The organism is Jiangella asiatica, from assembly GCF_004349065.1.
GTDB classification, from domain to species: domain Bacteria; phylum Actinomycetota; class Actinomycetes; order Jiangellales; family Jiangellaceae; genus Jiangella; species Jiangella asiatica.
This window is the reverse complement of record NZ_SMKZ01000025.1, coordinates 46,383-72,125: the sequence shown is the minus strand read 5'-3', so window position 1 is coordinate 72,125 and position 25,743 is coordinate 46,383. Positions and strand designations below refer to the sequence as shown.

General features: G+C 67.0%; 22 protein-coding genes. 13 read left to right on the top strand and 9 right to left on the bottom strand.

The window, feature by feature from the left end; genetic code table 11:
• The first annotated feature begins 14 nt into the window (after positions 1 to 14).
• Positions 15 to 683, top strand: a complete 669-nt coding sequence (locus E1269_RS17865) for a TetR/AcrR family transcriptional regulator (RefSeq protein WP_203433829.1) — start codon at positions 15 to 17, stop codon at positions 681 to 683.
• 454 nt (positions 684 to 1,137) lie between these two features.
• On the opposite strand, the gene E1269_RS17860 is transcribed toward E1269_RS17865, so the two are convergent.
• From E1269_RS17860 to E1269_RS17840, 5 genes are all read right to left on the bottom strand, one after another.
• Positions 1,138 to 2,328 carry an acyl-CoA dehydrogenase family protein gene (locus E1269_RS17860; protein WP_131896959.1) on the bottom strand — a complete coding sequence of 397 codons (1,191 nt, stop codon included), beginning with the start codon at positions 2,326 to 2,328 and terminating at the stop codon, positions 1,138 to 1,140.
• Positions 2,329 to 2,355: 27 nt separating this feature from the next.
• Positions 2,356 to 4,029, bottom strand: a complete 1,674-nt coding sequence (locus E1269_RS17855; RefSeq protein ID WP_131896957.1) for a class I adenylate-forming enzyme family protein — start codon at positions 4,027 to 4,029, stop codon at positions 2,356 to 2,358.
• The gene (locus E1269_RS17850; protein ID WP_131896955.1) at positions 4,026 to 5,501 is read right to left on the bottom strand and encodes an aldehyde dehydrogenase (NADP(+)); all 1,476 of its coding nucleotides are present in this window, start codon (positions 5,499 to 5,501) and stop codon (positions 4,026 to 4,028) included. The genes E1269_RS17855 and E1269_RS17850 overlap by 4 nt, the downstream gene beginning before the upstream one ends.
• A gap of 42 nt (positions 5,502 to 5,543) precedes the next feature.
• On the bottom strand, positions 5,544 to 6,803 hold the full coding sequence (locus E1269_RS17845) for an MFS transporter (protein WP_162606482.1): 1,260 nt from the start codon (positions 6,801 to 6,803) through the stop codon (positions 5,544 to 5,546).
• A gap of 95 nt (positions 6,804 to 6,898) precedes the next feature.
• Complete coding sequence (locus E1269_RS17840; RefSeq protein ID WP_275264606.1) at positions 6,899 to 7,678, bottom strand: enoyl-CoA hydratase/isomerase family protein; 780 nt, start codon at positions 7,676 to 7,678, stop codon at positions 6,899 to 6,901.
• 237 nt (positions 7,679 to 7,915) lie between these two features.
• On the opposite strand from E1269_RS17840, the gene E1269_RS17835 reads away from it, so the two are divergent.
• Positions 7,916 to 8,905: a hypothetical protein gene (locus E1269_RS17835; RefSeq protein ID WP_239000944.1), complete on the top strand. Its 990-nt coding sequence runs from the start codon at positions 7,916 to 7,918 to the stop codon at positions 8,903 to 8,905.
• The gene (locus E1269_RS17830) at positions 8,902 to 10,086 is read left to right on the top strand and encodes an alcohol dehydrogenase catalytic domain-containing protein (RefSeq protein WP_131896947.1); all 1,185 of its coding nucleotides are present in this window, start codon (positions 8,902 to 8,904) and stop codon (positions 10,084 to 10,086) included. Before E1269_RS17835 ends, E1269_RS17830 begins: the two co-directional genes overlap by 4 nt.
• On the opposite strand, the gene E1269_RS17825 is transcribed toward E1269_RS17830, so the two are convergent.
• Positions 10,023 to 10,850, bottom strand: coding sequence for an IclR family transcriptional regulator (locus E1269_RS17825; RefSeq protein WP_131896945.1), 828 nt, complete (start codon positions 10,848 to 10,850; stop codon positions 10,023 to 10,025). The two genes, E1269_RS17830 and E1269_RS17825, sit on opposite strands and share 64 nt — an antisense overlap.
• 114 nt (positions 10,851 to 10,964) lie before the next feature.
• Here E1269_RS17825 and E1269_RS17820 point away from each other — a divergent pair, with 114 nt between their 5' ends.
• Together E1269_RS17820 and E1269_RS17815 are read left to right on the top strand one after the other, a co-directional pair.
• A complete protein-coding gene (locus tag E1269_RS17820; protein ID WP_162606481.1) occupies positions 10,965 to 12,080 on the top strand; it encodes a glycoside hydrolase family protein in 1,116 nt (371 codons plus the stop codon).
• Positions 12,081 to 12,135: 55 nt separating this feature from the next.
• On the top strand, positions 12,136 to 13,353 hold the full coding sequence (locus E1269_RS17815; protein WP_162606480.1) for a CaiB/BaiF CoA transferase family protein: 1,218 nt from the start codon (positions 12,136 to 12,138) through the stop codon (positions 13,351 to 13,353).
• 248 nt (positions 13,354 to 13,601) lie between these two features.
• Here E1269_RS17815 and E1269_RS17810 read toward each other — a convergent pair whose 3' ends face one another.
• Positions 13,602 to 14,924, bottom strand: coding sequence for an Nramp family divalent metal transporter (locus E1269_RS17810; RefSeq protein WP_131896939.1), 1,323 nt, complete (start codon positions 14,922 to 14,924; stop codon positions 13,602 to 13,604).
• 307 nt (positions 14,925 to 15,231) lie between these two features.
• Between E1269_RS17810 and E1269_RS17805 the strand changes: the two genes are divergently transcribed.
• Positions 15,232 to 15,672 carry a MaoC family dehydratase gene (locus E1269_RS17805; RefSeq protein WP_131896937.1) on the top strand — a complete coding sequence of 147 codons (441 nt, stop codon included), beginning with the start codon at positions 15,232 to 15,234 and terminating at the stop codon, positions 15,670 to 15,672.
• Between the two features lie 23 nt (positions 15,673 to 15,695).
• Here the strand turns inward: E1269_RS17805 and E1269_RS32335 are convergent, their stop codons facing one another.
• A complete protein-coding gene (locus E1269_RS32335; RefSeq protein WP_162606479.1) occupies positions 15,696 to 15,872 on the bottom strand; it encodes a hypothetical protein in 177 nt (58 codons plus the stop codon).
• Positions 15,873 to 16,287: 415 nt separating this feature from the next.
• Here E1269_RS32335 and E1269_RS17800 point away from each other — a divergent pair, with 415 nt between their 5' ends.
• Entirely contained in the window at positions 16,288 to 18,402 is a 2,115-nt protein-coding gene (locus E1269_RS17800) for a hypothetical protein (protein ID WP_131896935.1), read from the top strand.
• Positions 18,403 to 18,799: 397 nt separating this feature from the next.
• Here the strand turns inward: E1269_RS17800 and E1269_RS17795 are convergent, their stop codons facing one another.
• Positions 18,800 to 19,681 carry a manganese catalase gene (locus E1269_RS17795; protein WP_131896933.1) on the bottom strand — a complete coding sequence of 294 codons (882 nt, stop codon included), beginning with the start codon at positions 19,679 to 19,681 and terminating at the stop codon, positions 18,800 to 18,802.
• Positions 19,682 to 20,042: 361 nt separating this feature from the next.
• On the opposite strand from E1269_RS17795, the gene E1269_RS17790 reads away from it, so the two are divergent.
• The 6 genes from E1269_RS17790 to ctaD all read left to right on the top strand — a co-directional run bounded on the left by E1269_RS17790 (position 20,043) and on the right by ctaD (position 25,346).
• Positions 20,043 to 20,483 (top strand): DUF2243 domain-containing protein, encoded by a 441-nt coding sequence (locus E1269_RS17790; RefSeq protein ID WP_131896993.1) that lies wholly within the window; start codon positions 20,043 to 20,045, stop codon positions 20,481 to 20,483.
• Positions 20,446 to 21,342: a cytochrome c oxidase assembly protein gene (locus E1269_RS17785; RefSeq protein WP_162606478.1), complete on the top strand. Its 897-nt coding sequence runs from the start codon at positions 20,446 to 20,448 to the stop codon at positions 21,340 to 21,342. The genes E1269_RS17790 and E1269_RS17785 overlap by 38 nt, the downstream gene beginning before the upstream one ends.
• Before the next feature lie 163 nt (positions 21,343 to 21,505).
• Positions 21,506 to 21,937, top strand: a complete 432-nt coding sequence (locus E1269_RS17780; protein WP_131896991.1) for a DUF4383 domain-containing protein — start codon at positions 21,506 to 21,508, stop codon at positions 21,935 to 21,937.
• A gap of 135 nt (positions 21,938 to 22,072) precedes the next feature.
• Positions 22,073 to 22,267 carry a hypothetical protein gene (locus E1269_RS17775; protein WP_131896929.1) on the top strand — a complete coding sequence of 65 codons (195 nt, stop codon included), beginning with the start codon at positions 22,073 to 22,075 and terminating at the stop codon, positions 22,265 to 22,267.
• Between the two features lie 512 nt (positions 22,268 to 22,779).
• Positions 22,780 to 23,607: an aa3-type cytochrome oxidase subunit II gene (gene ctaC, locus E1269_RS17770; protein ID WP_476702870.1), complete on the top strand. Its 828-nt coding sequence runs from the start codon at positions 22,780 to 22,782 to the stop codon at positions 23,605 to 23,607.
• A gap of 38 nt (positions 23,608 to 23,645) precedes the next feature.
• Positions 23,646 to 25,346, top strand: a complete 1,701-nt coding sequence (gene ctaD, locus E1269_RS17765; RefSeq protein WP_476702869.1) for an aa3-type cytochrome oxidase subunit I — start codon at positions 23,646 to 23,648, stop codon at positions 25,344 to 25,346.
• Positions 25,347 to 25,743: the final 397 nt, after the last annotated feature.

The window sequence follows — 25,743 nt, the reverse complement described above, 5'->3', positions numbered from 1 at the left end:
GTATTCATCTGTATATGACCGTAGTCAATATTGATATGGCAGGTACTGAAAGCCGCACCCGCGCCTACCGTTCCGAGCTTCGGCAGCGCCAGGCGGTCGAGACCAGGCGGCGTGTCGTCGACGCCGCGATCGAGGTGTTCAGCGAGAACGGTTACCAGGCCGCCACGTTCGCGCAGATCGCCCAGCGCGCCGGCGTCTCGATCGAGACCGTGCGGAAGCACGGCCCGAAAGCGGCCCTCATGTGGGCAACGGTCGAGGTCGCGTCCATGGGTGTCGAAGGAGCAACCCTCGACTTCTTCGACACCGAACGCGGCGCGGCTGTGCTCCAGGTTCGTGACCCACACGATTTCGCGGCGTTCGTCGGCGAGACGATGCTCGCGATCAACGCGCCATCGGCCGGTGTCTGGACCGCCGTCGTCGGCGCAGCCCAGGGCGACCCAGAACTCCGAAGCAACCTCACCGAGCGACTTGCTCACATCCGGAGCCAGGCCGAGCACGTCCTCCGTCTGGCCGCCGAGCGCGGCTGGCTGCGCACCGACGTACCCTTCGACGAGCTCGTCGAGGCAGTCTGCGTCATCACCAGTGTCGAAACCTATGTGCGCTTCGTGCACTGGGACGGCAAATCACCCGAGGCGTACGAGGCCTTCGTCGCACGCACCATCCGCGACACGATCCTCCGCTGACAGCCGGCTACGTGTGCCGGCGACTTCGACTCCGCGGTGTGCACGTGCAGATGCCGTGGGCCCGTCGGCACCTCCCGGACGAGTGGCGCTCGATCGGCGGCCGAGTGGGATCATGGTGGCGTGGATCCGGTGCCGGTCCTGCGCAGCTCCACGGTGTTCGGCGACTTGAGTCCAGCCGCCCTCGCCGAACTCGTGCCGCACCTGCGCGAGCGGACCTTTGGGACCAACCAGGTCCGTGGCCTTCGCCGAGTTCGCGACGTCCACGGCCGCAGCCAGCGGCTGGACGGTCCGACGAGAGCGCCTCAAGCAGTGCCCACCCTAGCGACCTGGTCGATGGCTGATCGCCGTTCGATCCGCTTGCGTTACCGATGGTGGATCGACGTGCGTGCTCGCAACATGTCATCCGACGGATTCGGATCATGCTCCGCCGGCCTTGACCAGTGGCAAGTCGCGCCTATGCCAGGACCGGACGGTTTGGGTTCTCGGCGTACGCCGCGATCATGCGACGCCCGACCATCGTCTCGTGAATCTCGCTGGTGCCGTCGAAGATCTGGGTCGCCTTGGCGTCCCGGTGCAGGCGCTCGACAGGTTCGTGAAGGACTGTGCCGGCGGCACCGAAAATCTGCATCGCCTGGTCGGTGTGATAGCGAGCGGCATCGCTGGCGGTCATCTTCGCGATGGAGATCAGATCCTGGTCCCCGCCCGGGGTCGCCATGTAGGACTCGGCGGCTCGCAGGGTGAGTTCCCTCGCCGCGGCATAGGCGGCACGCATCCTGGCGAGCTTTATCTGGATGCTCGGGAGGTCACCGATCCGCCTGCCGAAGGCACGTCGCGTCGCCGCTCGCGGCACGCTCACCTCCAGTGCTCCTCGTAGCAGGCCGCAGGCGTACCCAGCGGCATCGATGCGGGCAAGGTTGAGGCCCTCCATCATGCCGGCGAAGCCCTCGACCTTGAGCGCGCTGGCCGCAGGGACAGCGACGTCGCGAAAGGTCAGCGTGCCGTTCGCCAGTCCCCGGAAGCCCGACATACCAGGACTCCAGGCGCTACTCGCGCCGTCGCTATCCATGTCGACGACGAGCGCGAGCGTGGGTGCGTCCCGATCGGTGCTGCCGTTCTTGCAGAGCACGATCGCGTACGACGCGACCGGAGCGAACCCCACCCAGCACTTCTCGCCGGTGAGCACGTACGTGTCGCCGTCGCGCTGCGCGACGGTCGTCATGGCCCGCAGATCCGTGCCCGCATCGGGCTCGGTCAGGGCGAACGAACCGAAGGCATCGCCCGTGAGTGTCGCCGCGAGCCAGCGGTCCCGCACCGACGCCGGCGCGAACCGGGCGAGGAGGTACGCCACGAGGCGCAGCACCCCGACCTCCATGGCCAGAGGAGTGCAGACGGCGGCCAGGCGCTCGGTGATCTCATGGGCCAACGGCATCGCCGTCAGGTCGAGGGCCAGATCGTCGTCGAAGAACATCCGGGCGAGCCCGAATCGGCGCACGGCCGTGTCGAGAAGTTCTCGGTCGAAATCTCCCGTGCGGTCCGTGGCAATGCCCGCGTCGCGCACGGTCGTCTCGATGAACCGTTCGATGTCCTCGAGCCTGGGCTGCGCTGGCAGGACCACGCGTCCCCGAGCGGCAGTCGTCTCCGTCATCACGTCCTCCGTCGTCGTTGCGGTTCTCTACCTGCGCCAGGCGTCGTCATGACCCGGGCGGAACTGGTGGTCCCAGTACGAAGCGAGCCGGTCGGCGTAGTGATCGGCGAGCGACCGTCGGCGGATCTTGCCGACGGTGGTCAGCGGCAGTTCGTCGTCGAACATGACCACCTTGGGCGCGGCCTCGAACCCCATGCGCTCGCGGCACCAAGCGATCAGTTCCTCGGCCTGCACCGGGGCCCGTCGTACGACGACGGCTGCCACCTCGTATCCGTACCAGCGGTTGGCGAAGCCGAAGGTCGCGGCGCGTGCGACCGACGGATGCTCATCGAGTACCTGGTCGACGTGCTGCGGAAGGATCGTGGAGCCGCCGCGCGAGATCACCTCGCGCGTCCGGCCCTCGAGGATGAACCATGGCTGGCCGTCGGGTCCCACGCGGTAGTAGCCGCGGTCGCCGGTGTGGAACCATCCGCCGTCGAACGCCTCGGCCGTCGCTTGCAGCAGTCCGTGGTACCCGAGCATCAGCATGCCGCCGCGCGCCACGATCTCGCCTCGCTCGTGCTCGGCGCATTCCGTCCCGTCCGGGCGGAGCACGCTCACCCGAGCGTGCGGGACAGTCGGCCCCACCGATGCGCGGGCGTCGCCGCTCAGCGCGCCGATCCCGAGCCGCGGAGTAACGGTGAGGACGGCACTGGTCTCGGACAACCCGTAAAGCTGACGTACGGGAACGCCGAACCGCTTCTCGAACTCTGCTGCGGCGGCGGGGCGCAGGGGCCCGCTTCCCGAGATCACTTCGCGCAGAGTCGTTCGGGGGCCCGCGGCGTTCGCCGTATCGGCTAGCAGGTACTCCATCACGGTCGGGACGAGACTGCATGCCGTCGCGCTCGTCTCCGCCGCGATTCGCCAGAACGTCCGTGTTCGGAACCGATCGACGAGCACCGACGAGCCGCCCGTGAACCACGGCAGGATCGAGGAGATGACCAGTCCGTTGGCGTGACTGATCGGCAGGATCGTCAATGTCATCGTGTCGTGGTTCCAGCCGAATGCCCGCGTCATCGCGTCACAGTTGATCAGCAGACTGCGCATCGTCAGCACGATCGGCTTGGGTGTCCCGCTCGTGCCGCTGGTGTGCAGGCGCAGGGCGGGGACGTCGAGTCCCGCCGCGGCGCCCGGCGTGCGCACGATGTCGTCCGGGGCTGGTACTCCAACATCGAAGATGTCGTCGGCGGACAACACCCGGGCCCGTGCGGGTGTCATCGAGTCTGTGACCGAATCAGGCCCGCCGATGATGCATGGCGAGTCGCACGCGGCGAGGATGTCGTGATTGCGCTGTGCCGAATCGCGAGGATCCAAAGGCACGAAGACGGCGCCGAGGCACCAGCATGCGAACGCCGCCAACAACGTCGTCGGCGAGTTGCGGGCGACGATGGCGACGTCGTCGCCGGACCGCACGCCGGCGCGCGCCAGCCGCCGGGCGACGGACCATGCCTCGGCATGCCATTCGCCGCCGGTCCATCGGGCGGCCGCGGCGCCGTCGGCGTAGTGAACGAGCGCGACGGACGAGTCGTCGACCCGCGTCGCGAAGAACTCCTCGAACCCCTCCCACGGCGGACGGAAGTCGTCGACGTCGGCGCGGGCGCCCCACTCCGCCGGCGCAGATCGGTGGGAACGCCCACCGCCGATCCATCTCGACGTTGTCACGGAATGACCAGGGCCCCGTCGAGCCGGCGCGGGACCGGCGGGCCATCGTCGCGCAGTTCCGCCGGCAGGAGGTTCGACGGCATGCCCTGGTAGGCGACCGGTCTGAGGAAACGGGTGATCGCGGCGGTGCCCACCGACGTGGTGCCGACCGCCGTGGTGGCCGGATAGGGTCCGCCGTGCTGCTGGGCATGGGAGACCGTCACGCCCGTCGGCCATTCGTTCCAGAGCACTCGACCCGCACGCTTCGCGAGCACGGGGATCAAGCGCGCCGCGATCGGATCGTCCTCCTCGGCGTGGACGGCTGCCGTCAGTTGTCCCGGGAGTCGTCGAGCGACGGTCAGGAGGTCGTCCTCATCACGGTAGGTGACCACGAGCGCAGCCGGGCCGAACCGTTCGTCGGCCAAGGCGTCGATGTCGTCGAGCAGCCGGCCGATCGTCGTGGTGAACAACGTCGGTTCCGGTGGATCGACGTCGATCCGGCCCGGCCGCATCACACTCACGGAGGGATGCTCGGCGAGCGTGCCGGCCGACGCGACGAAGCCCGCGCGGATTCGTTCGTTGAGCAGCGGAGCGGCTGCCGGAAGACGAGCTGTGCGTAGGACGCTGTCGACGCCGCCCCCCTCGGGAGCGAACAGCAGTCCGGGCTTGGTGCAGAACTGGCCGGCGCCCAACGCGAACGATCCGATGAACCCGGTCGCGATGTCGTCCGCGCGTGCTGTATCCGCCCGCTGGGTGACGAAAGCAGGATTGACGCTACCGAGTTCTCCATAGAACGGAATGGGCTCGGGACGGCTCATCGCCAGGTCGAACAAGGCCCGGCCACCAGACACCGACCCGGTGAATCCACAGGCTGCGATCCGGCCGTCGCTGATCGCCCGTGTGCCGGCCGCGTTCCCGAACACCACCGCGAAGACCCCCTGTTCGGCGCCGGCGTCGAGGAGGGCCGCCGACACGACCTCGGCCGTCCTCGCTGACAACGCGGGATGCCCGGGATGCGCTTTGACGACCACGGGGCACCCTGCGGCGAGGGCGGAGGCCGTGTCTCCGCCCGCGACGCTGAAGGCGAAGGGGAAGTTGCTCGCCGCGAACACCAGCACGGGGCCGATCGGCTGGAGGATCCGGCGGATGTCAGGGCGCGGGCCCATGCCCCATTCCGGGTCAGCGTGGTCGATGCGGGCGTCGAGGTATCCGCCCTCCCGAAGGACCTCGGCGAAAAGGCGCAGCTGGAACTCCGTGCGGGCGAGCTCCCCGCGTAGCCGCTGTTCCGGCAGTCGGGTCTCGGTCATCGCCAACGGAACGAGGTCGTCCGCCGCCCCGTGAAGGCCGTCGGCGACGGACTCCAACGCCGCTGCGCGGAATTCGCGCGAAGAGGCTCCCCAGTGCTGCATCGCCGACTCCGCGCCGGCGAGGATGGTCTCGAGCTGTGCGTCGGTGGTGATGAGCTCATCGACCGAAGCCCTGACGGTGTCCATTGTCGTTCTCCTCGATCTCCTCGGAGCGGCCATGTGGGTACGTCAATCGCCGACGCGCACGTATCCCCTGCGCTTGGCCTCCCGGTACACCGCCACGCTGATGAGCGCGACGATCGCCCCGTACACCGGGAAGACCCAGAACATGTCGATCGACCGTAGCCACACGAGCAGGTACGAGGATGTCCCGCCGAAGATCGAGACGCCAAGCGCGTATCCGACCGCGACGCCCGTTGTCCGGATGGCTTTCGGCATCAACGTCACGGCGATGAAGTTGTAGAGCGACATGTTGAATCCGACGACGACGCCCCCGAGGACCATGACGAGGGAGAACACTCCCAGGCCCGGTCCGGAGTACAGCAGCATCAGGAAGAAGGCAGGCACCAGGAGCAGCCGCATGATCGTGAAGGCACGCGACGGGCGGATGTGGTCCGCGAGCTTGCCGATGTACGGGGCGCTGACGATCCAGACGATGCCCATCCCGGTCGTGATCGCGAACACCCAGGTGCTGTTCTCCTCGTACGAGCCGTTGGCCAGGTTCGGCAATCCCGTGATCCACGCGTAGTTCGCGATCTGCACCGAACCGATCACCAGGATCACCGCGAGGAGCGCGAATCGCACCTTCCACAGTGCTCGCCACACATCGCCGGTGCTGCTCTGCACGCGGTCGAGCTCGTCCTTGCTGTGCATGGCCCGCTCGATGAGCGTCTCGGGAAGGGACGCCCGCAGGTAGACGACCAGCACGCCGAGGATGCCACCCACCAGGAATGGAATGCGCCATGCCCAGTCGCTCAGCGCGCCATCGGGCACGGCTGCGCTGACGAAGAAGGCACACAGGCTCGAGCCGAAGATGCCGGCCTGGATGAACGTGCCGCTGATGAGGCCGAGGTACTGGCCCTGCTTGCCGGGTGGCGCCAACTCGATCGCGATGGCGTTCGCGACGCCAGCCTCCGCGCCGGTCGCCAGACCCTGGATGAGCCGTAATGCAAGCAGGATGACCGATGCGGCCACTCCGATCGAGTCGTACGTTGGCATCGCGGCGATGATCAGGGACGTCACGGCCATGGTCGTGATCGAGATCAGCATCACCCGCTTGTGGCTGATGCGGTCGGCGATCGGCCCGAGGATCGCGGCGCCGATCGGCCTGGCGAAGAACCCGGCGCCGAACACGGCCAGCGCGGAAAGCATGGACGTGACGGGGTCGTCGGAGGGGAAGAAGTGCGGTGCCAGGAAGGCCGCCATGAGTCCGTAGACATTCCAGTCGAACCACTCGAGGGCGACACCACCGCCCAGCCCTGCTGTCATTTTCCGGGTCCGTTGCGGGACGTCCCGCGATGCCGTGCCGACGACGCGTGTCTCCATTGACCGTCTCTTTCGCGTGGGGATGGATCGGCGCCGAGTCAGCGGCCGACGAACGGTGCTCTGCCTTGGTGTTTCATGACGAAGTGGCGGGTCCCGATGGCCTTGTCCTCGGAGCCGAAAACCTTGGCGAAGAGTTCGCGCTCGAGCGCGAGCCCGTCGTCGACGGCACGGTCCAGCCCATCGTCGACGGCCGTACAGATGGCCTGATACGCCAGTGCCGGACCCGCGGCCAGGTCAGCTGCGAGGGCGAAGGCCGTGTCGAACACCTTCGGCGCCGGGACGACGCGATCGGCCAGCCCGATGCGCAGCGCCTCGTCGGCGTCCACCCGCCGGCCGGTCAACATGAGGTCCTTCGCGCGCGAAGGACCGACGAGGCGGGCAAGACGCTGGGTGCCGCCGCATCCCGGGATCATTCCCAGCGTGACCTCCGGCTGGCCGAGCACGGCATTGTCCGCCGCCACCCGCAGATCGGCGGTCAACGCGAGCTCGCAGCCGCCACCGAGCGCATATCCGGTGATCGCGGCGATGAGCGGCTTCCGGAGAGCGGCGAGCTGGTTGAACCCGTGCTGCAATCCCTCGGGCCGGGCGCGGAGCGTGGCGACATCCATCGCCTCCATCTCCTTGACGTCTGCTCCTGCAGCGAACGTCTTGGGCCCGCCCCAGATGATCGCGGCGGTGATCGAAGCGTCGTGTGCGACCTGTGCCGCGACGTCGGCGAGCTCGTCCTGGACAGCGGTGCTCAGAACATTGAGCGGCGGCCGGTCGATGCGGATGACGCCCACACCGTCCCGTCGCGCCACGGACGTGAACCGACCCACTTGGCCTCCTCGACGGCGTTGCCGGCGGCGTGCCGCTATCATCGGCGTCCGAAATGTCAGACACAATCTGATATTTGGACCGATGGTTACCCAGCAAGGGCTGACGCGTCAAGCCCTTGACGGGTGGAGCTGATCGGTTACGCTTGTTTGACATCTTAGACGGTGTCCGAAATTTCGACACCCCGGAAAGGCCAATGGTGGCCCACGCCACGTCATGGCACATCGATGGAGAATCACATGCCCTTTGGTTCGGCGGTGCACCTTCCCGGCGCCGCGGCACTCGCCGCGGCTGGATTCCCGGATCCGAATCCACGAGCGGATTCGTCATCCGCCCGGTTTCCCGACGGCGGCGCGTGGCGCGTGGAGATTCCGAGCGTCGAAGGACTACGCGCGTTGGAGGCTCTCGTGGAGGAGGCCGACGACCTGGACGTGCCCGTGCACCGGGTCTCGCAGGGCTCGGGCGTGACGATGCTGACCGACCGCGAGATCCGGTCCATGGTCGAACTGGCCGAGTCGCGGCAGATCGAGCTCTGCCTGTTCGCTCGGCCCGGTGCAAACTGGGATGTCGGGGGCGCCAGCACGAGCACGGCCGGTTCGGGCGGTGCCCGGGCGCGTGGCCTGACCCAGCTCGGCGCGGTGGTCGCGGAGGTCGAGCGAGGAGTCGATCTCGGCGTCCGTAGCTTCCTCGTCGCCGATGAAGGCGCGTTGCTCGTCCTCAACCGGATGCGGCAGTCCGGCGCGCTTCCCCGCGATGTCCAGCTCAAGACCTCGATCATGGCCGCCCCCTGCAACCCGGCCTCGTACTGGGTGAACGAGTTGCTGGGAGCCGACACGATCAACGTCCCATCCGACTTGACGCTGGCCCAGCTCGCCGAGATCCGCGCGGCGTGTGTGGGCACCATGGACTTCTATGTCGAAGCCCCTGACAACGTCGGCGCCTTCGTGCGGCACTGGGAGATTGCCGAGATCATCCGTATCGCTTCGCCGGTGTACCTGAAGTTCGGGCTTCGGCTGGCTCCGGATGTGTATCCCTCGGGCAGGCACCTGGAATCGGTTGTGGTCGGAGCCACCCGCGAGCGGGTCAGGCGGGCACGCATCGGTCTCGACCAGCTCGAACGGTCCGGCTTGAACCTCCCCATGTCGGCTCTGGGGTCGCGTGACCAGCCTCAGCCCCCACATCGGGTGACTGGGGCCGGCGGCATGCCGATCGAAGGGCGGGCATCGTGAGCACGGCCACCAGGGCCGCCGTCTTGCGATCGGTCGGTGCACCGCTGACCGTCGAAGAGCTTCGGCTCGAGGAGCCCCGGCCGGGCGAGATCAGGGTCGAGATCGAAGCAGCCGGCGTGTGCCACAGCGATCTCCATTACATGAACGGAGACCTGCGGGGGAAGCTGCCAGCCGTGCTCGGGCACGAAGGCGTCGGCATCGTCGACGCCGTCGGGGACGGGGTTACGAGGTTCCGGCCGGGAGATCGGGTGCTGATGACCTGGCGGCCGCGTTGTGGCGATTGCGAGTTCTGTACCAGCGGCCGGCCGACGTTGTGTGTGCTGGGCCGGGTCCAGGGCACCACCGGCGGCCTCCCTGACGGAACCACCCGGCTCAGCAAGGGGTCCGAGACGATCCACCACCTGATGGGCGTCTCGTGTTTCGCCGAGTTCTGCGTCGTGTCCGAGCGCTCGGCCGTGGCCATCCCGCACGACATCCCCGCCGAGGTCGCCGCCATAGCCGGCTGCGCGGTCGTCACCGGGGTCGGTACGGTGCTCAACGTCATGCGCCAGGCCGCCGGTCAGCCCGTGGTCGTGATCGGCGCCGGCGGCGTCGGGATCAGCGCCGTGATGGGTCTGGCACTCGTCGGCGCCGCACCCATCATCGTCGCCGACACGGTGGCCCCCCGGCTCGCTCTTGCCGCGGAGGTGGGGGCGACGTCGACGGTAAATGTCTCGGTGGAATCCCTCCCGGATGTCGTCAAGGGTCTCAGCGCCGACGGTGCCGGTTGGGCGATCGACGCGGTCGGCTCGCCGACGACGCTGGAACAGGCGTTCGGCCTGCTGAAGACCGGCGGCACGCTGGTGGCCGTCGGTCTCACCGATGCGAACGCCGCGTTCCAGGTCCCGGTCAACCTGCTCGTTCAACACGAACGGCGGATCGTCGGCAGCCTGTACGGCTCGTCCAACCCCGTCGTGCAGGTGCCGTTGATACTGGATCTGTTCCGCGCCGGCCGGCTGCCCATCGACCGTCTCGTCGGCGCCACTTACCCGCTTGATGCGGTCAACGACGCCTACGCGGCTCTGGCAAGCGGCTCAGTCGGGCGTTCGATCATCGTGCCCGGGTCCACGTCCTCGGACTACAGCCGGGCGCCGAGCCGCGTGGACAGCTCCCGCGCGCCGGTCGAGACGAGCGCGACGTAGTCGGCCCTCTTGTCGTCCTGCCAGCGGATGGTCGGAATGGAGATGCTCATGGCTGCCACGCATTCGCCCCTCGGATTGCGTACGGGCGCGGCTACACATGCGACGTCCTGGTTCGACTCGCAGTACTCCTCGCCCCATCCGCGCTCCCGGGTCTCGGCGAGCTCGCGATTGAGTCGCTCGACGGTGTCGATGCTCCGGGTGGTCATCGGGAGGAGGCTGGTGTCGTCGGGAAAGAGCGTCGCCAGCTCCTCCGGTGACAGGGACGCCAGCAACACCTTGCCCCCAGCCGTGCAGTGCGCCGGCAACCGGCTGCCGACGTCGGACACCAAGCGCACCGAGTGTGTGCTGTCGATCCGCACGATGTACACCACGACGCGCTCGTCGCGCACCACGATTTGCACCGTCTCTCCGCACTCGGCCGCGACCGCACGGGCGGCCTCGCGCCCGGCCTCGACGATGTCGAGGCTGCGCTCGTACGCACCGCCGAGCTGGAACGTCTTGACGCCGAGAACGAACTGGCCGGCCGAGCCCGGTTTGGGCTGGAGGTATCCGCGGTCGACGAGCGCTCCGACCAGCTCATGCGTCGACGCTCGCGGAATGCCGAGCGCGGCGGTCATCTCCGGCACCCGCAGGCCTTCGCTCGAGTCGAGGAACAGCTCCAGGATGTCCAGGCCGCGGCGAAGTGCCGGCGCGGTCACGCGCCCAGGGATCGGCGAAGTCTGGTCGTCCGGGGTCCCGGACAGCCTCTGCGGAGATCGAGCCATGCTAGACATTGTCTAAAATTTCAGACGACTTGGCAAGATCGCGTGTCGCCACCGAAGGACAAAGGGAGTCTCATGACAGATCAGTCCCGACCGTTCACCATCGCGCGGAATCTCATGCTGGATCGGATCGACCAGAGCTTCGAGGTCGTGAACAGGGGACTTCCCCATTGGGCGTCCTCGAACACGGGCGAGTGGACGGTCACGCCGGACGGCGATTGGACCGGCGGCGCGTATGTCGGCCAGCTCTGGCTCGCGCACGGCATCGACTCGGCGCGCTTCACAGCCGCACAGGCCGAGCGTGCGCTGGACCGGATGCGACCGCGGCTCGAGCGTCGGACGGCGTTCAAGGGCTTCGGGTTCTACTACGGCGCGGCCGTGGCGAGCATCCTTCACGGGCATGACGGTGCTGCGGAAGCCGCGCTGATCGCCGCCAAGTCGCTGGTCGACATGTTCGACGAGCGGCTGGGATTGATTCCCCTCGGCGAAGATGCCGAAGAGGCCAATGCCGTCGGGGCCGCGGAGAGCAGCATTGATTCGCTCCAGGCGACGGCGCTTCTGTACTGGGCGTCGGATCACAGCGGAGACCCCCGGTACGCCGAGATCGCCGACCGTCACCTACGCCGAGTACTCGAAATCCACGTACGCCCCGACGGGTCGGTCGTTCAATCCTCGACGTTGGACCCGGCGACGGGAGAAGTCGTGCGAACGCATACCCACAAGGGGTACAGCGACACCAGCACCTGGGGTCGCGCCCAGGGGTGGGCGATGCTCTACGCGAGTCATGCCGCCGTCGTGCGGCCCCACGAACCGGCTTGGCGCGACTACGCGGCCAAGACCCTGGACTGGTGGATCGCCCACGTGCCGCGTGACCTGGTCGCGTACTGGGACTTCGACGACCCGGCGATCCCGGAGACGAGCCGGGACACCGCTGCGACCACGATCGCCGCCGCGGCGGCGCTCCGCCTCGCCGCCGCCCTGGGACGGGCCGGCGACCACTACCGTGATTTCGCGGAGCGCACCGTGCAGGCGGTCGTCGACACGTACCTGACGCCAACGCCACCGGCCGACGAGCGCCCGCACGGCATTCTCACCGGCGGGTGTTTCACCCGGAAGGCCACCGTCCGATCCCAGGATGCCGATGCAACCGACGTGGAACTGGTGTTCGGCAGCTATTTCCTCTTCGAGGCGCTCGCCGTTCTCACCGGCGCGATCCTGCCCGGCCGGATCTGACGTCCCGCACGCCGAATCTCGCACGCAACATCACTGGAAGGACGAGGAGTTTCCCATGGCCACTGCGCGCTCGTTGCCGCTCAACGGAATCCGCGTGCTCGATTTCAGCCAGGTTCAGTTCGGGCCCATGGCCACGCAGATCCTGGCCGACTTCGGCGCCGACGTGATCAAGGTCGAGCGGCCCAGGCTGGGCGACATCAGCCGATCCATCGACGTGAAATCCGACGGCCTCGAGGACAGCGCCTCGTTCCATGCGCTCAACCGGAACAAGCGCTCGATCGTCCTCGACATGAAGAGGCCCGAGGCGATGGAGATCGTGTACGCGCTGCTGGAGCAGACAGATGTCCTGGTCGCGAACTACCGAGCAGGGGTGGCGGAACGACTGGGACTCGGGTACGAGGACCTGCGCGAACGATATCCAAGGCTGATCTACGCCTCCGGGACCGGATTCGGGGAGACCGGCCCGATGAAGCACCTCGGCGGGCAGGACATGGCCTTGCAGTCGATCTCCGGAGCGACCTGGCACAACCGGGACTCGAACGGTCGACCGGCGATCTACCCGATTCCCTTCGTCGATTTCGGCGCGGGCATGGCGATCACCCAGGGGATCTTGCTGGCGCTGTTCGAACGAGCCGTTTCAGGGCAGGGACAGCGCGTGGACGTCTCCCTTCTCGACACGGCCATGTTCGAGCAGATGCAGGAGTACACCGCATGGATGATGCGACGGTTCGAGATCCACTGGGAGCGGGACAACCTCGTCGGCGCTTTCAAGACCTCCGATGGATGGGTGACGATCGTCGGCCTCTTCCGTCCCGATCCACTTCGTGCCGTGTGCGAGGCGCTCGGGATCGACGATCTCACACTCCGTGAGGAGTTCAGGACGCCAGAGCTGCAGCAGCAGAACCGGAGCGAGCTCTGGGCGATCCTGGACGAGGAGCTCAGCCGGTTCACGACCGACGAGGCTGTGGATCGACTCGCCGCCGCCGGGGTGATCTGCGGGCCGGTGCTGGACTACGACCAAGTACTCGAGAATCCGCAGGTCGTACACAACGACGTGGTGCGCACGCTTCATCACCCAGTCACAGGTGACGTCTGCGCGATCGACAACCCCATTCGTCTGTCCGCAGCCACCGAACGGCCGTACGTGGCCGCCCCACTTCTTGGTCAACACACAGACTCGGTGCTCGCGGACCTCGGTTACACCGGCGAACAGATCGAGGCGCTGGTGAAGTCCGGTGTGGTCGAGAACGCGGCCGTGCCCACGGCGTCCTGACCCCGCGCGGACTCCTGTACGAACGGGCGACAGTTCGCCGCGCCGCGGCGTTGACCAGGTATTTCACGGCCGCACCTTCGTCCGGTGAGCGATCGAGACCCCCGGCCTCCGACCGGGCGGCACCGATCACATCCTTCGGAACTCCTCGGACACGGCGTCAGCACGACGACATCCTCCGGCGATGCACATGCCACCGCCACCACGGATCAGATGCCGCCTATCCGTGCGCCGGTCCCCCAGGACTGCGGTCAGCCGAGGAGGTTGGCGATCTGGTTCACGGCGACGTAACCGGAACTGACACCGAAGAACAGGCCAGCCCAGATCACGGCCCAGAGTCTGATGCCGCGGATCTTGATGGCATCGGGCAACGCGCGCCTGTTCAGGACGGCGAGCATGATCGAGGAGGAGGCCAGGACGATGGCCTGGAACACGGACGAGATGATCAGAAGGACCAATGGCTGCCGGAGGCCTGCCAGGACGATCCCCACGCATACGACCGTGAAGATCCATACGGCCGCGAAATAGAGCTTGCTCTCGGACCAGAAGTTGCTCTTGATCAGCAGGTTGATCTTCGTGACGTCGCTCACGAGACGTCCGACGAAGTCCACCTGCGTGATGCTGGTGGAGAACAGGGCTGCGCAGCCGGCGATCAGGAAGAACGTGCCGAAGCCCGAACCGAGGATGGACGTGAGGGCATCAGCCTCTTCGGAGATGAAGCTCAGGTCGCCCGCGTAGTCACCGCCGATACCCAGCGTCGACACTGCGAGCACGGTGAACACCACGATCGACAGGAACCCGATCAAGATGTTCGTGGACAACTGCTCCAGGTTCGCCAGTCGCCACCACCTGCGCCACCGCGAGAGGTTGGCCTCGTCCTGTGGAAACAGGTAACCGGTGGTGGGAGCGCTGACCTCTTGTCCAGTGATCGGGGAGACAACGCGAGGGATGTAATGGCCCATCGCCATTCCCTTGTCCCGGATCCAGTGGCTTTGTGCCAGGTTCCCCGCACCTGGACCCGCGAACGCGATCGCACCTACCAGGACCGCCATCGTCACTGCTCCGCTGGTGTCGGGCATGGTGGGCTGGATCACGCCAGCCCACGCCTCAGCCTCGGTGGCGAACACGACCGCAATGGCCAGGAACACCACGACGGCACCCATCAGCACGAACTGCATCCGTTCAACCATGCGATACACGACCGGCGACAGTGTCAACGCCGCGGCGCCCACGATCAGGACTGCGAGTGTCAGCAGCTGCTGATCGCCACCTCCGATGAGGTAGCCGAACATCGTGGCGGCGCCGGCTGCCCAGCCGGGCCAGATGTAGGGCAGCAGGATCAGCACGAGGAAGATGGGTCCGAATCCGCGCCAGAGCCGCGTGAATCCAGTGATGGCCGTCTCGCCGGTGGCCAAGGTGTAGCGCTCGATCTCCATGACGACGAAGTACTGGCTGATCAGCGCAACAGCAGCAAGCCAGAGCACACCGGTGCCGAGTTGGGTGCCGATGAACGGCCAGATCACGTACTCACCCGAACCGATGGCCAGGGCCAGGAGAACGACGCTGGGACCCACGATCTTTCGGAAGGACGCCGCCGCCGGCAGTGGCCGGTATCGCAGTGGCGCCAATGTCCCGGCCGGCAGGCCCCGCACGATGTCGCCGTCGATGGCACCGGGATCTACGGCGGAGCGCTTCTCGGCTGTCACGGCAACACCTCGTTCGATATTTCGGACATTGTCTGACAGAGCGACACCACGCTAGAGTTGTGCTTCCTCGGTGTCAACAACCTGCGCGAAGGATGCATGGATCCAGGTCACCGACCGGCCACGCTGTTTCCGGCGCCGATCGAGCTGTCCAGTTTGGAGCGATGAGGACTGATGCATGGGTGACGTTTTCGGGAATCTGGAGATCGGTGCGGAGGAACACTTCCGCAAGACCGTGAGCGAGAGCGATGTCTATCTCTTCGCCGGACTGACCGGTGACTTCAATCGCAACCACGTCGACGCCGAAGCCATGCGCGGCACCTCGTACGGTGCGCGATTGGTCCACGGCGCCTTGCTGTTGGGCTTCGTCTCGACCGCCTCAACGGCAATGATCAACCGGTCCGGGCGACCGGCCGTCGCGTACGGGTACGACCGGGTCAGGTTCGTCGCGCCCGTGTATTTCGGTGACACTATCCAGGTCGGGTATCGACTAGCCGAGTTGGAGGAGCACCGGCGCCGCATGACGGCGGAGGTCACGATCACCAACCAGCACGGCTCAACGGTCGCTGTCGCACGACACATGGTGTTCTTCCCGGACGACGACGGCGACATCGACTGAGTCCGACTGCCCGAGGGGACCGTTCATGCGGTCGGCAGCAACCGCAGGGCGCGGTCGGTGAGATCCAGCTGGTACGGAAGGCCGCGCAAGTCGTCAGCGGTCACGCCGAGATCACCGCGCAGAACCACCGTCGCTTGACCGGCTCGCTCCGGGCGAGCAGCCGGGGTGTCGTCGGCAAGCAGGTGATGTGCGGTAGACATCGAATCGTCCCCCGCGGTAGCGGTCGGTGCCGAAGGTACCGCCCGAGGATCCGGCTGTTGGTGACCGCACACTTCTCGTCGAGTGGAGACGCCGACGGAGATGTGGCCCAAGCGCGCCACCTCTTGACTTCCCGCACCGCTCCTGCTTCCCTGAGCACGCGGCTACACGAGTAAATTGGCTATCTCCGAGGCGTGGCTCGATGTTTTGCGCTGGCGACAACTGCACGGTTGCGTGGGTGCTTCGGTGGCAGTGCCATCAATCATCGGCCGAGCGTGCCACATCGATCTACACGTGTAGATGAGTAGGAAACACTGGGTGCCAACCTGATGGAGGTCGATCGTGGTCGGACGCAGGTTTTGGCGCCAGGCCGTTCCCTCAGTCCTTGCGGCCGTGGCGATCGTGAGCGCGGTCGGCGTGACCACCGTCTCAGCGCAGCAACGTATCGACTCCCAGCTGACGTGCCGGCCGACCATCGACACCAACCTCCCCCCGAGAGCGGTCGCCACCTCGCCATTCCCCGACATCGACTGGACGCCCTGTTCCAGCGACCGCCAGGTCTGGTACCGGGTGCAGGTCGCCACCGATCGCTCGTTCATGGACGTGTCGATCGACGAGGTCGTCCAGACGCCGCGGTTCGTCCCTGACACCGCCCTCGATCCCGGGGAGGTGTTCGTTCGCGTACGAGCTGAATCGGCGGCAGGTCGCGGCGCCTGGGCACCGGCCGCCCGAGTCGACGTCGCCCAACGCGACGTGATCACGGTGCCGGCTGACGCGTCCACCGACACCATGCGAGAACTGCTCGAAACGGCCATGGCTCGCGGTCACGACCGACCTCATCGCACGACGGTCGTGCGGTTCACCGGCGACCGTCACGAGCTCGATTGTGGAACGCTCGCCGAGGAGGAACCCTGCTTCGATCTCTCCGGCGCGCGAAACCTGATGATCGACGGCGGTGGTGCCGCGTTCGTCGTCACCAACCCCACGTCCAGCTTCGTCGACCTCACCGAGAGCCGTGATGTCACGCTGCGGAACTTCTCGGTCGACTACGACCCCCTACCGTTCAGTGAGACCACGATCATCGCGAAGGGCGTCGACGGCTCCGGCCGGCCATACGTCATCGCCGACGTCACCAGTCCGGACATGCCTGGCCTGCTCGACCCGCACATGACGTTCAAGGAGGGCGTGGCCGGCTATCCCAGGTGGGGGCAACTCCTCGACAGTGGGCAGCCCGGCACGTTGGTCCCGTCCGCAGGCGGCGTGATCAATGTGCCCAGTGAGGACATCGTCGACGAAGGTTCAGGGACGTATCGGTTGTACTCGCCACGCCTGCACGCGGAGGCGGAGATCGGGGACATTTTCCGTAGGCAGGCCAGGATCAACGGACGCAGCATCGTCAACGGCGCCCAGATCACCAACCTTGCTCTCGACCGGATCACCGCCTATGCGTCCCCCAGCGGATTGGTCAACCCGCGAGAGGGCCACGGGCTGACCGTGGTGAACTCCGCCGTGCGTGTCAAGGACGGTCGCTACGCCTCGACCAACGCCGACGGCATCCACGGATTGGGCATGACCCGAGGGCCCTGGGTCGAGAACTCGGTCTTCCACGGACTCATGGATGACGTCGTGAACCTCCGGCCCATACCGCACGTCGTCACGGAGATCACCGACGGTGGCCAGGCGCTGACGCTCGCTGACAGCGTGGCCATTCCGGTCGGTACCGAAGTGGCCGGCTACGTGTTCGCCGACGGCACCACGACCAGGACAACCGTGGAGCAGGTCGACATCGGAGCGGACGACACGACCGTGCTGCACCTGGCCGCCCCGATCACCCAGGCCGACGTGCTGTACGGCATGCACGACGCTGCGCCGTTGACCACCTTCCGCAACGACGCGTTCGTCGGCGGGCTTCGCTACGGCCTTCTCCTGCGCACCGTCGACACTACGGTGGAGTCCACGCTGTTCGACACCCAGGACGGCGCGGCAATGATCTTCGAGAACCATCCCTGGCGGGGTAACGAAGGTCTGATGTCACTTCGAGCGCGAGTGATCAACAATGTTGTGGCCCGGAACCGGGACATCGCGGGCTCGGTCCAGGTCGGCCTGTTGGCCTGTGGCGGCGGAACGGGTCCGACGTGCACCCGCGAACGGGCGATCACCGAGCGAGCGCGGCCTCATGAGGACCTGCAGTTCGTCGCGAACGAGGTGACCGACTGGACGGGGCACGGCATAGCGCTGCGCAACGGCCGACGTAACGAGATCGCATGCAATCTGATCGGCGAGCCGTCCGGAAGCCCGCAGACGCCCCCCGCTTCGATTCGCACCGAGAACACCGCCGACACGACGGTGGTCCACAACCGGGTCGCCAACGGACTCGTCGCGCTCGCCGACGACGGGGGCCGGCACGCCGACAACGGTCCCGAAACACGGCCGGATGCCGAACCCGAGTGTCAAGCGTTGGCCGCTGCGCAATCGGTCTCTCCACGAGCCGCCGACGGGCTCGACCTGCCCGCGTGGGCCGTCCGGGACTGACGGTCGGGTTATTGGATCCTCGCCGGCCCAGCGGTACCAGAGCAAGGCACAGGGCGCCGGTCATGGAGACGAGAATGCCGGTGGCCGCGTCACTCCCGGCGAGGGAATTACGCGGCCACCGGACCATCCGGGCCGGCCTGGTGCAGCCGGACGCCCGCCTCGTGAAGGGGTGCGGAAAACTTGCTCGAGAACGACCACTGGCTCGCACGCGTCGCCGACCCCGTGCGGCTGCCTCACCGTCAAACCCCGCCGAGGCATCCAGCAGGACTGCAGCGGGCGGGGTGCTCCGCGCGCCGCCAGATCGTGCTGCCGGCCGTGGGAAGCAGCAGGCACCCCTTGGCGTGAGGGGCCAGACGCCACGTCCCGTCGTCGACAGCAGCGAGGCGCTCGCGGCTCGTCACTCCTTCTGCATCACGTCCTGCATCTTGCCGGCGGCCTTTTCCACGATGTTCGGCAGGTCCGTTGTCCCGTAGAGCCGTGAGTCGGGACGGGTCGGCGGCGGCATCGGAACGCCCTCAGGAGGCTCCGGGACGTAGTGGAACTCGCCCTTGCCGTCCGGGGTGGGGCCGCCGGCCCAGGAGCCCTCGCCGGCGTGCTCACCGTCGGAGAAGTTGATGTACTGATAGGCGACGTCGCGGTTCTCCTGCGAGAGCGGGAAGTTGCTGGGCACGGGCAGGTTCTCCAGTCCTTCTTCTTGGAGCTCTCGGGCAGCGGCGATCCACTGGTTCTGATGCATGGTGTCGCGAGCGAGCAGGAATGCCAGCAGATCACGGACGCCCGCGTCGTCGGTCATGTTGTAGAGCCGCGCGACCTGCAACCGTCCTTGCATCTCTGCGTTGGCGTTGGCGGTGAAGTCGGCCAGAAGGTTGCCGCTGGCGGTGATGTAGGCCGCGGACCACGGGTTGCCCATGCTGTCGACCGGCCGGGCTCCGGCACCGGCGACGATGGCATGCTGGATGTCCGTGCCGCCGATGACGGCGGCGACGGCGGGATCGTCCTGGACGGCGTCCTCGGTGACGCCGAGGGGCGCCTTCTCCAGCAGTTGGGCGATCATGGTGGCAAGCATCTCGACGTGGCCGAATTCCTCGGTGCCGATGCCGTAGAGCAGATCTCGGTACTTACCGGGGATGTGGACGTTCCACGACTGGAATCCGTACTGCATGGCCACGGTGATCTCGCCGTATTGGCCACCGAGCACTTCCTGGAGCTTGCGCGCGTAGACCGCGTCCGGGCGGTCCGGGCTGGCCTGGTGCTGGAGTTCCTGACGATGAAAGAACATGGTGCGCTCACCTCTGCGGAGTGTGATGTGTGGGGCCGCGGCACCGTTGATGGCGGGCGGCCGGGTCGATTGCGACGAGACCTCCCTCCCCCCGTGCTCATCATCACGACTGCCGCCTTGTACCCACGGGATCAAGAGCCATTCCGGGTAGCGCGCGGAATCCGGCCTCCGTCCGGAGAGGGATGGTGCCAGCCGTCGATCCCACGCCAATCGATGGTCGCGTCGAAGTGGCTGGACGGTTGGGCCGTCCGCCAGTGGGTACGTCGCGACTCCGGAGCGGTGGGGACAACGGGCGGAGGTCGGCGTGACCGGTGGCCAGCACCCGAAGGAGCCCTTGCCGCTGGAGCAGCGTCGTTCGCTCATGACCGGAGCGATGATCGGCGTGGCGCTGATGGCCGCCGTGGACGAGATCGTTTTCCACCAACTGCTCGGATGGCATCACTTCTACGACCGTGCTGCCAGGGACGTGGCATTGCTGTCCGACGGCCTCCTTCACGCGGCCGAAGTGGTGCTGCTCGTCGCCGGCTTCGTCCTGCTCGCCGATCTTCGCGGACGACATGCCTTGGCGGCGCGTTCGGCCTGGGCCGGATTGCTGCTCGGTGCCGGTGCTTTCCAGCTGTGGGACGGGCTGATCGACCACAAGGTGCTACGACTGCATCAGGTTCGCTACGGCGTGGATCCCTTCACCTACGACGTCGCGTGGAACGTCGCCGGACTCGCGCTCCTGGCCGCCGGCGTCGGCGTGGCGTGGCGGAACCGCACCGGTGCCGACGAACGCAGTGGGCGACGGCCGTCGGCCTGACATGCTCGTCACCGCCGCGCAGCTCACACACTCACACGGTGACTCGGGCGCCGGGCCGGGCGGCTGGGCGCTTCCGGTACTGATCGCTGCCGCGATGATCCTGCTCTACCTCGCGGGCGTGGGCAGGCTCGCCCGCGCCACGCGACCGTGGCCGGTCGCACGGACGGCCAGCTTCGTGACCGGCGCGCTGGTACTCGCCGTGGCGGTCTCGCCCCCGGTCGAGGCACTCACCGGCGGCGACCCGCGCGGGCACATGGTCCAGCACCTACTCATCGGCATGTACGTGCCCATCGCCATGGTCCTCGGCGCGCCCATGACGTTGCTCCTCACCTGCCTCTCCCCCGGGCACACCGGCGGCATGGCCCGCGTGTTGCGCAGCCGTTCGGTGCACGTCCTGGCACACCCGATCACCGCCGGGACCATCGCGACCGCCGGCCTCTACGTCCTCTACCTGACCCCGCTGTACACAGTGAGCACCGACAGCGTTGTCGTCCACCACGCCGTCCACGTGCATTTCCTGTTCAGCGGATATCTGTTCGCCTGGTCCATCGCCGGACCCGACCCGGCCCCTCGCCGCCCCGGCATGCCCGCCCGGGCCGGCGTCCTCATCGTGACAGCCGGCGCGCACGCCTACCTAGCCAAGCTCCTCTACGCCCGCGCCGCCGAGCTCCCACCCGGCGCCGGACACGAACCGGACCACATCCAGCAGGCCGCGCAGCTCATGTACTACGGCGGCGACATCGCCGAACTGGCCCTCGCAACGGCTCTCTTCACCGGATGGCTGGCACGTCGACGGCGTGACCGTGCACGCCGCATCTCGCCGACCACCCCGCCGTCGAATTTCCGCACCGCCGGCTGAAAAAGCCACGTCGTCGACTCGTCGACGGAATGGTCCTTGCCGAGATGGGTATCGACCGCGCCAGAACGCTCGTCGGGACGTCACAACCGGCGTCCCGGAAGGCCGGACTCGGCCGCCCAGACGAAAGGACCGTGCCATGGCAAACGACGTAGGCAAGACCGGCATGACGGCAACCCCGGTGCAGACAGCCGCCACCGTCGTCGGGGTCGTCTTCCTGGCCGTCGGGATACTGGGCTTCATCCCCGGCATCACCACCGACTTCGACACCATCGAGTTCGCCGGACACGAGTCCGAAGCGATGCTCCTGGGCGTCTTCCAGGTCTCGATCCTGCACAACATCGTCCATCTGCTCTTCGGTGTCGCCGGGCTCGCGCTGGCCCGGACGGCGGGTGGGGCGCGCAACTTCCTCATCTGGGGCGGCGTCATCTACGCGGTGTTGTGGTTGTACGGGCTGTTCGTCGACCACGACAGCTCGGCCAACTTCGTCCCGATGAACAACGCCGACGACTGGCTTCACTTCGGCCTGGCCGCTGGAATGATCCTCCTCGGCGTCACGCTCAGCCGGACCGCTCGCGCCACCGGCCGACCCGGCTGACCCTGCCGGTGAGCCGGCTCCGGCGGTCGCCGCCGACTCCACCAGCGCACACAGGGCGTCTCGCCCTCCGCGATCGCGGAGGGCGAGACGCAACGGACTCGACCGGTAGCGGTCGCAAGAATCGCCGGAGGAACAATGACCTGGGCCGCCGCTTCCCAGATCGACCACGTCGACCGGACATTGGGCCACCTCTCCGAGTACCGCCATCGTTGCGACGACCCTGGCGAGCTTCTCCGCATCGTCGAGGCGATCGACCGACGGCTCGACGAGCGCCTCGTTCTCATGCGCCGGGTCGAGCAGCAGGAACACCTCACGGCCGGAGACCGTTGATAGCGCCGGCCGCCGGCCGGATCGGTCTCACGCCCGAGTGAGGACGGCCGCGACGGTGACGACTCACGGGTCGCGTTGAAACACACGGCGGCTCGGCGTGAGGTTGCGGCGCCGCCACTCACGCTGCTGACCTAGATGATCACGCGATTCGCTGATTCGATCGCGTTGCTGCTCACCGCCGGTGGTGGACTCTGCATGCTCGCCGCCGGCGGCGGGAGCAGTGCTGGGCTGTGCTGCTGTTCAGACCTGCCCAGGGGAAAGTTTTCGGCTACCGCCGGTGTCGCACCAGGGATGTGAGACGAATCGCTCGTGGTCCTCGTGAGTAAACGGTGTGCCGACGGGTACTCGTGCGGCAGCCCGACGGTTCAGGAGGCACGTCGAACCAGTACAACGGCCGCAGAGGGGCATCAGACATGGCCGACAACCCCGCGAGCAGGTTTGATCGTCAGTCGAGTAGTGACCGCCGTTTCGACCATGACTGCCGGCGCGACCAACGTGGGCCTGACCGGGCCCTGACCCGTGCCCATGGCCGCACGACCGCCGCCGCCGTCCTCGTGGCGACGCTCCTGCTGGGTGGTTGCTCGGCCGAGCAGCGCGACGAGTGGTCGCGCTTGGCGCTGCCGGAGCCGGCGACCGAGGAGGCGCCCCTGGTCGGTGACCTGTGGATCGGCGCGTGGATCGCGGCGTTCGCCGTCGGCTTCCTGGTATGGGGCCTGATCCTCTGGGCGGTCATCGCCTACCGTCGGCGCAACGACCAGCTGCCGAAGCAGACCCGCTTCAACATCCCGATCGAGTTCCTCTACACGGTCACGCCGTTCTTCGTGATCGCGCCGTTTTTCTACTTCACCGCGAATCATCAGGACCAGATCACCGACATCCGCGCCGAGCCCGACTTAACGGTCGACGTCGTCGGTCAGCAATGGTCATGGACGTTCAACTACGTCGACGAGGACGTCCACGAGATCGGCACCATCAACGACCGCCCGACGCTCTACCTGCCGATCGGTCAGACCGTGCGGTTCGAGCTGGGCTCGCAGGACGTCATCCACTCGTTCTGGATCCCGGAGTTCTACATGAAGCAGGATGTGTTTCCCGGCCAGCCGAACGCCTTCCAGGTCACGCCGGACCGGGAGGGCACCTTCGAGGGCCGGTGTGCGGAGTTCTGCGGCGTGTTCCACCAGTCGATGCGATTCACCGTCGAGGTGGTGTCCGAGCAGGAGTACCAGGACCAGATGGACGGCCTGCGCGAAGCCGGACAGACCGGCTTGATCGATCCGCCGATCCGCGGCGCCTACGACGACGAGCCGCTGGACCCGGACAGTCCGGGAGGTGACCGGTGACCACCTTCCTGGAGCGCACCGCTGCCGCGCGCGCCGGTCTGACGCGGCCGACGCGGAAGGGCAACGTGGTCGCGCGATGGGCGACCTCCACCGATCACAAGATCATCGGGTACATGTACCTGATCGCGTCGTTCGGGTTCTTCCTGTTCGGCGGCGTGCTGGCGCTGTTCATCCGCGCCGAGCTGTTCTCGCCCGGCCGGCAGGTGGTCGGCGACCAGATGTACAACCAGCTGTTCACCATGCACGGCACGATCATGCTGCTGTTGTTCGCCACGCCGCTGTTCATCGGCTTCGGCAACATCATCGTGCCGTTGCAGATCGGCGCGCCGGATGTGGCGTTCCCGCGGCTGAACATGTTCAGCTTCTACCTGTTCCTGTTCGGCGGCCTGATCGTGTGTGCGGGTTTCTTGACCAAGGACGGCGCCGCGGACTTCGGGTGGACCGCCTACGCGCCGCTGCACAACACCGTCTACAGCCCGACAGCCGGTGGCGACCTGTGGGTAGCCGGGCTGGCGATGAGTGGTTTCGGCACCATCTTCGGCGCGGTCAACTTCGTCACGACAGTCGTGTGCATGCGTGCGCCGGGCATGACGATGTTCCGGATGCCGATCTTCACCTGGAACATCCTGGCGACGAGCGTCCTGGTGCTGATCGCGTTCCCGCTGCTGGCCGCGGCGCTGTTCGCGATGCTCGCCGACCGCAACCTCGACACGCACATCTTCGACCCGACCGTCGCCGGGGCGATTCTGTGGCAGCACCTGTTCTGGTTCTTCGGCCATCCCGAGGTGTACATCATCGCCTTGCCCTTCTTCGGCATCATCACCGAGGTCATACCGGTGTTCAGCCGCAAGCCGATCTTCGGCTACAAGGGCCTGGTCTTCGCTACCCTGGCGATCGTCGGACTGTCGGTGGCGGTGTGGGCGCACCACATGTTCGCCACCGGTGCGGTGAACCTGCCGTTCTTCTCGGCCATGACCATGTTGATCGCCATCCCGACCGGGCTGAAGTTCTTCGCCTGGATCGGCACCATGTGGCGCGGCTCGCTGACGTTCGAGACACCGATGCTGTTCGCCGTCGGCTTCCTGGTGACGTTCCTGTTCGGCGGCCTGACCGGCATCATCCTGGCCTCGCCGCCGCTGGACTTCCACGTCACGGACAGCTACTTCGTCGTCGCGCACTTCCACTACGTCGTGTTCGGCACCGTCGTGTTCGCGATGTTCGCCGGCTTCTATTTCTGGTGGCCGAAGTTCACCGGGCGGATGCTGAACGAACGCTTGGGCAAGATCCACTTCTGGTTGCTGTTCATCGGCTTCCACGGCACCTTCATGGTCCACCACTGGCTGGGCGTCGAGGGCTTCCCGCGCCGCTACTCCGACTACGAACCCGACGACGGCTTCACCACGCTGAACCAGTTCTCGTCGGTGTTCGCCTTCATCCTCGCCGCCTCGACCCTGCCGTTCCTGTGGAACGTGTGGCAGACCCGGCTCGCGCCCAAGATCCAGCTCGATGACCCCTGGGGCTTCGCGAACTCGCTGGAGTGGGCGACGTCGTGCCCGCCACCTCGGCACAACTTCACCTCACTGCCGCGCATCCGCAGCGAGCGCCCGGCGTTCGATCTGAAGTACCCGGAGGTCGCCGCAGTGGCCGAGGGCAAACCCGCGGACGCCGGACCACTGACCCAGACACTGGGCCCCGCCGATGTGGGGGACCCCGAAGAAGACCGGAAGGACGGCACGTGACATCGAGTCCATGCCTCGGACCTTGTTGGTGCACGCCCGTCGTCGTCCATGCCGGCTCACCGGGCTGCCGCTCGTCCGCGCGCGGTTGCTCGGGGCAGGAGTAGCCGAATGGCCACGGCGCCCGGAGATCTCCATGAGCATCTATGCCGACGGTGGGTGATCGACCACCCGGCGGGTCGTTGCGGATGCTGACGAGGTGGACGCGGCACCCGCCGACGGGTCGGGACGGCAGTGATCGCGACGGGCCACTCCGCTTCCAGAACAGTGTCACTGCGGCGGTGGTGTCCGGGCTGGGCCGAGCGATTCCGCAGTCGGCGACGCACTCTGATCGACCGAACCTCCTCCACGCGGCCAACGGATGCGCCTGGGCTACGGGTGTCCGCCGTCGCGTTCGTGG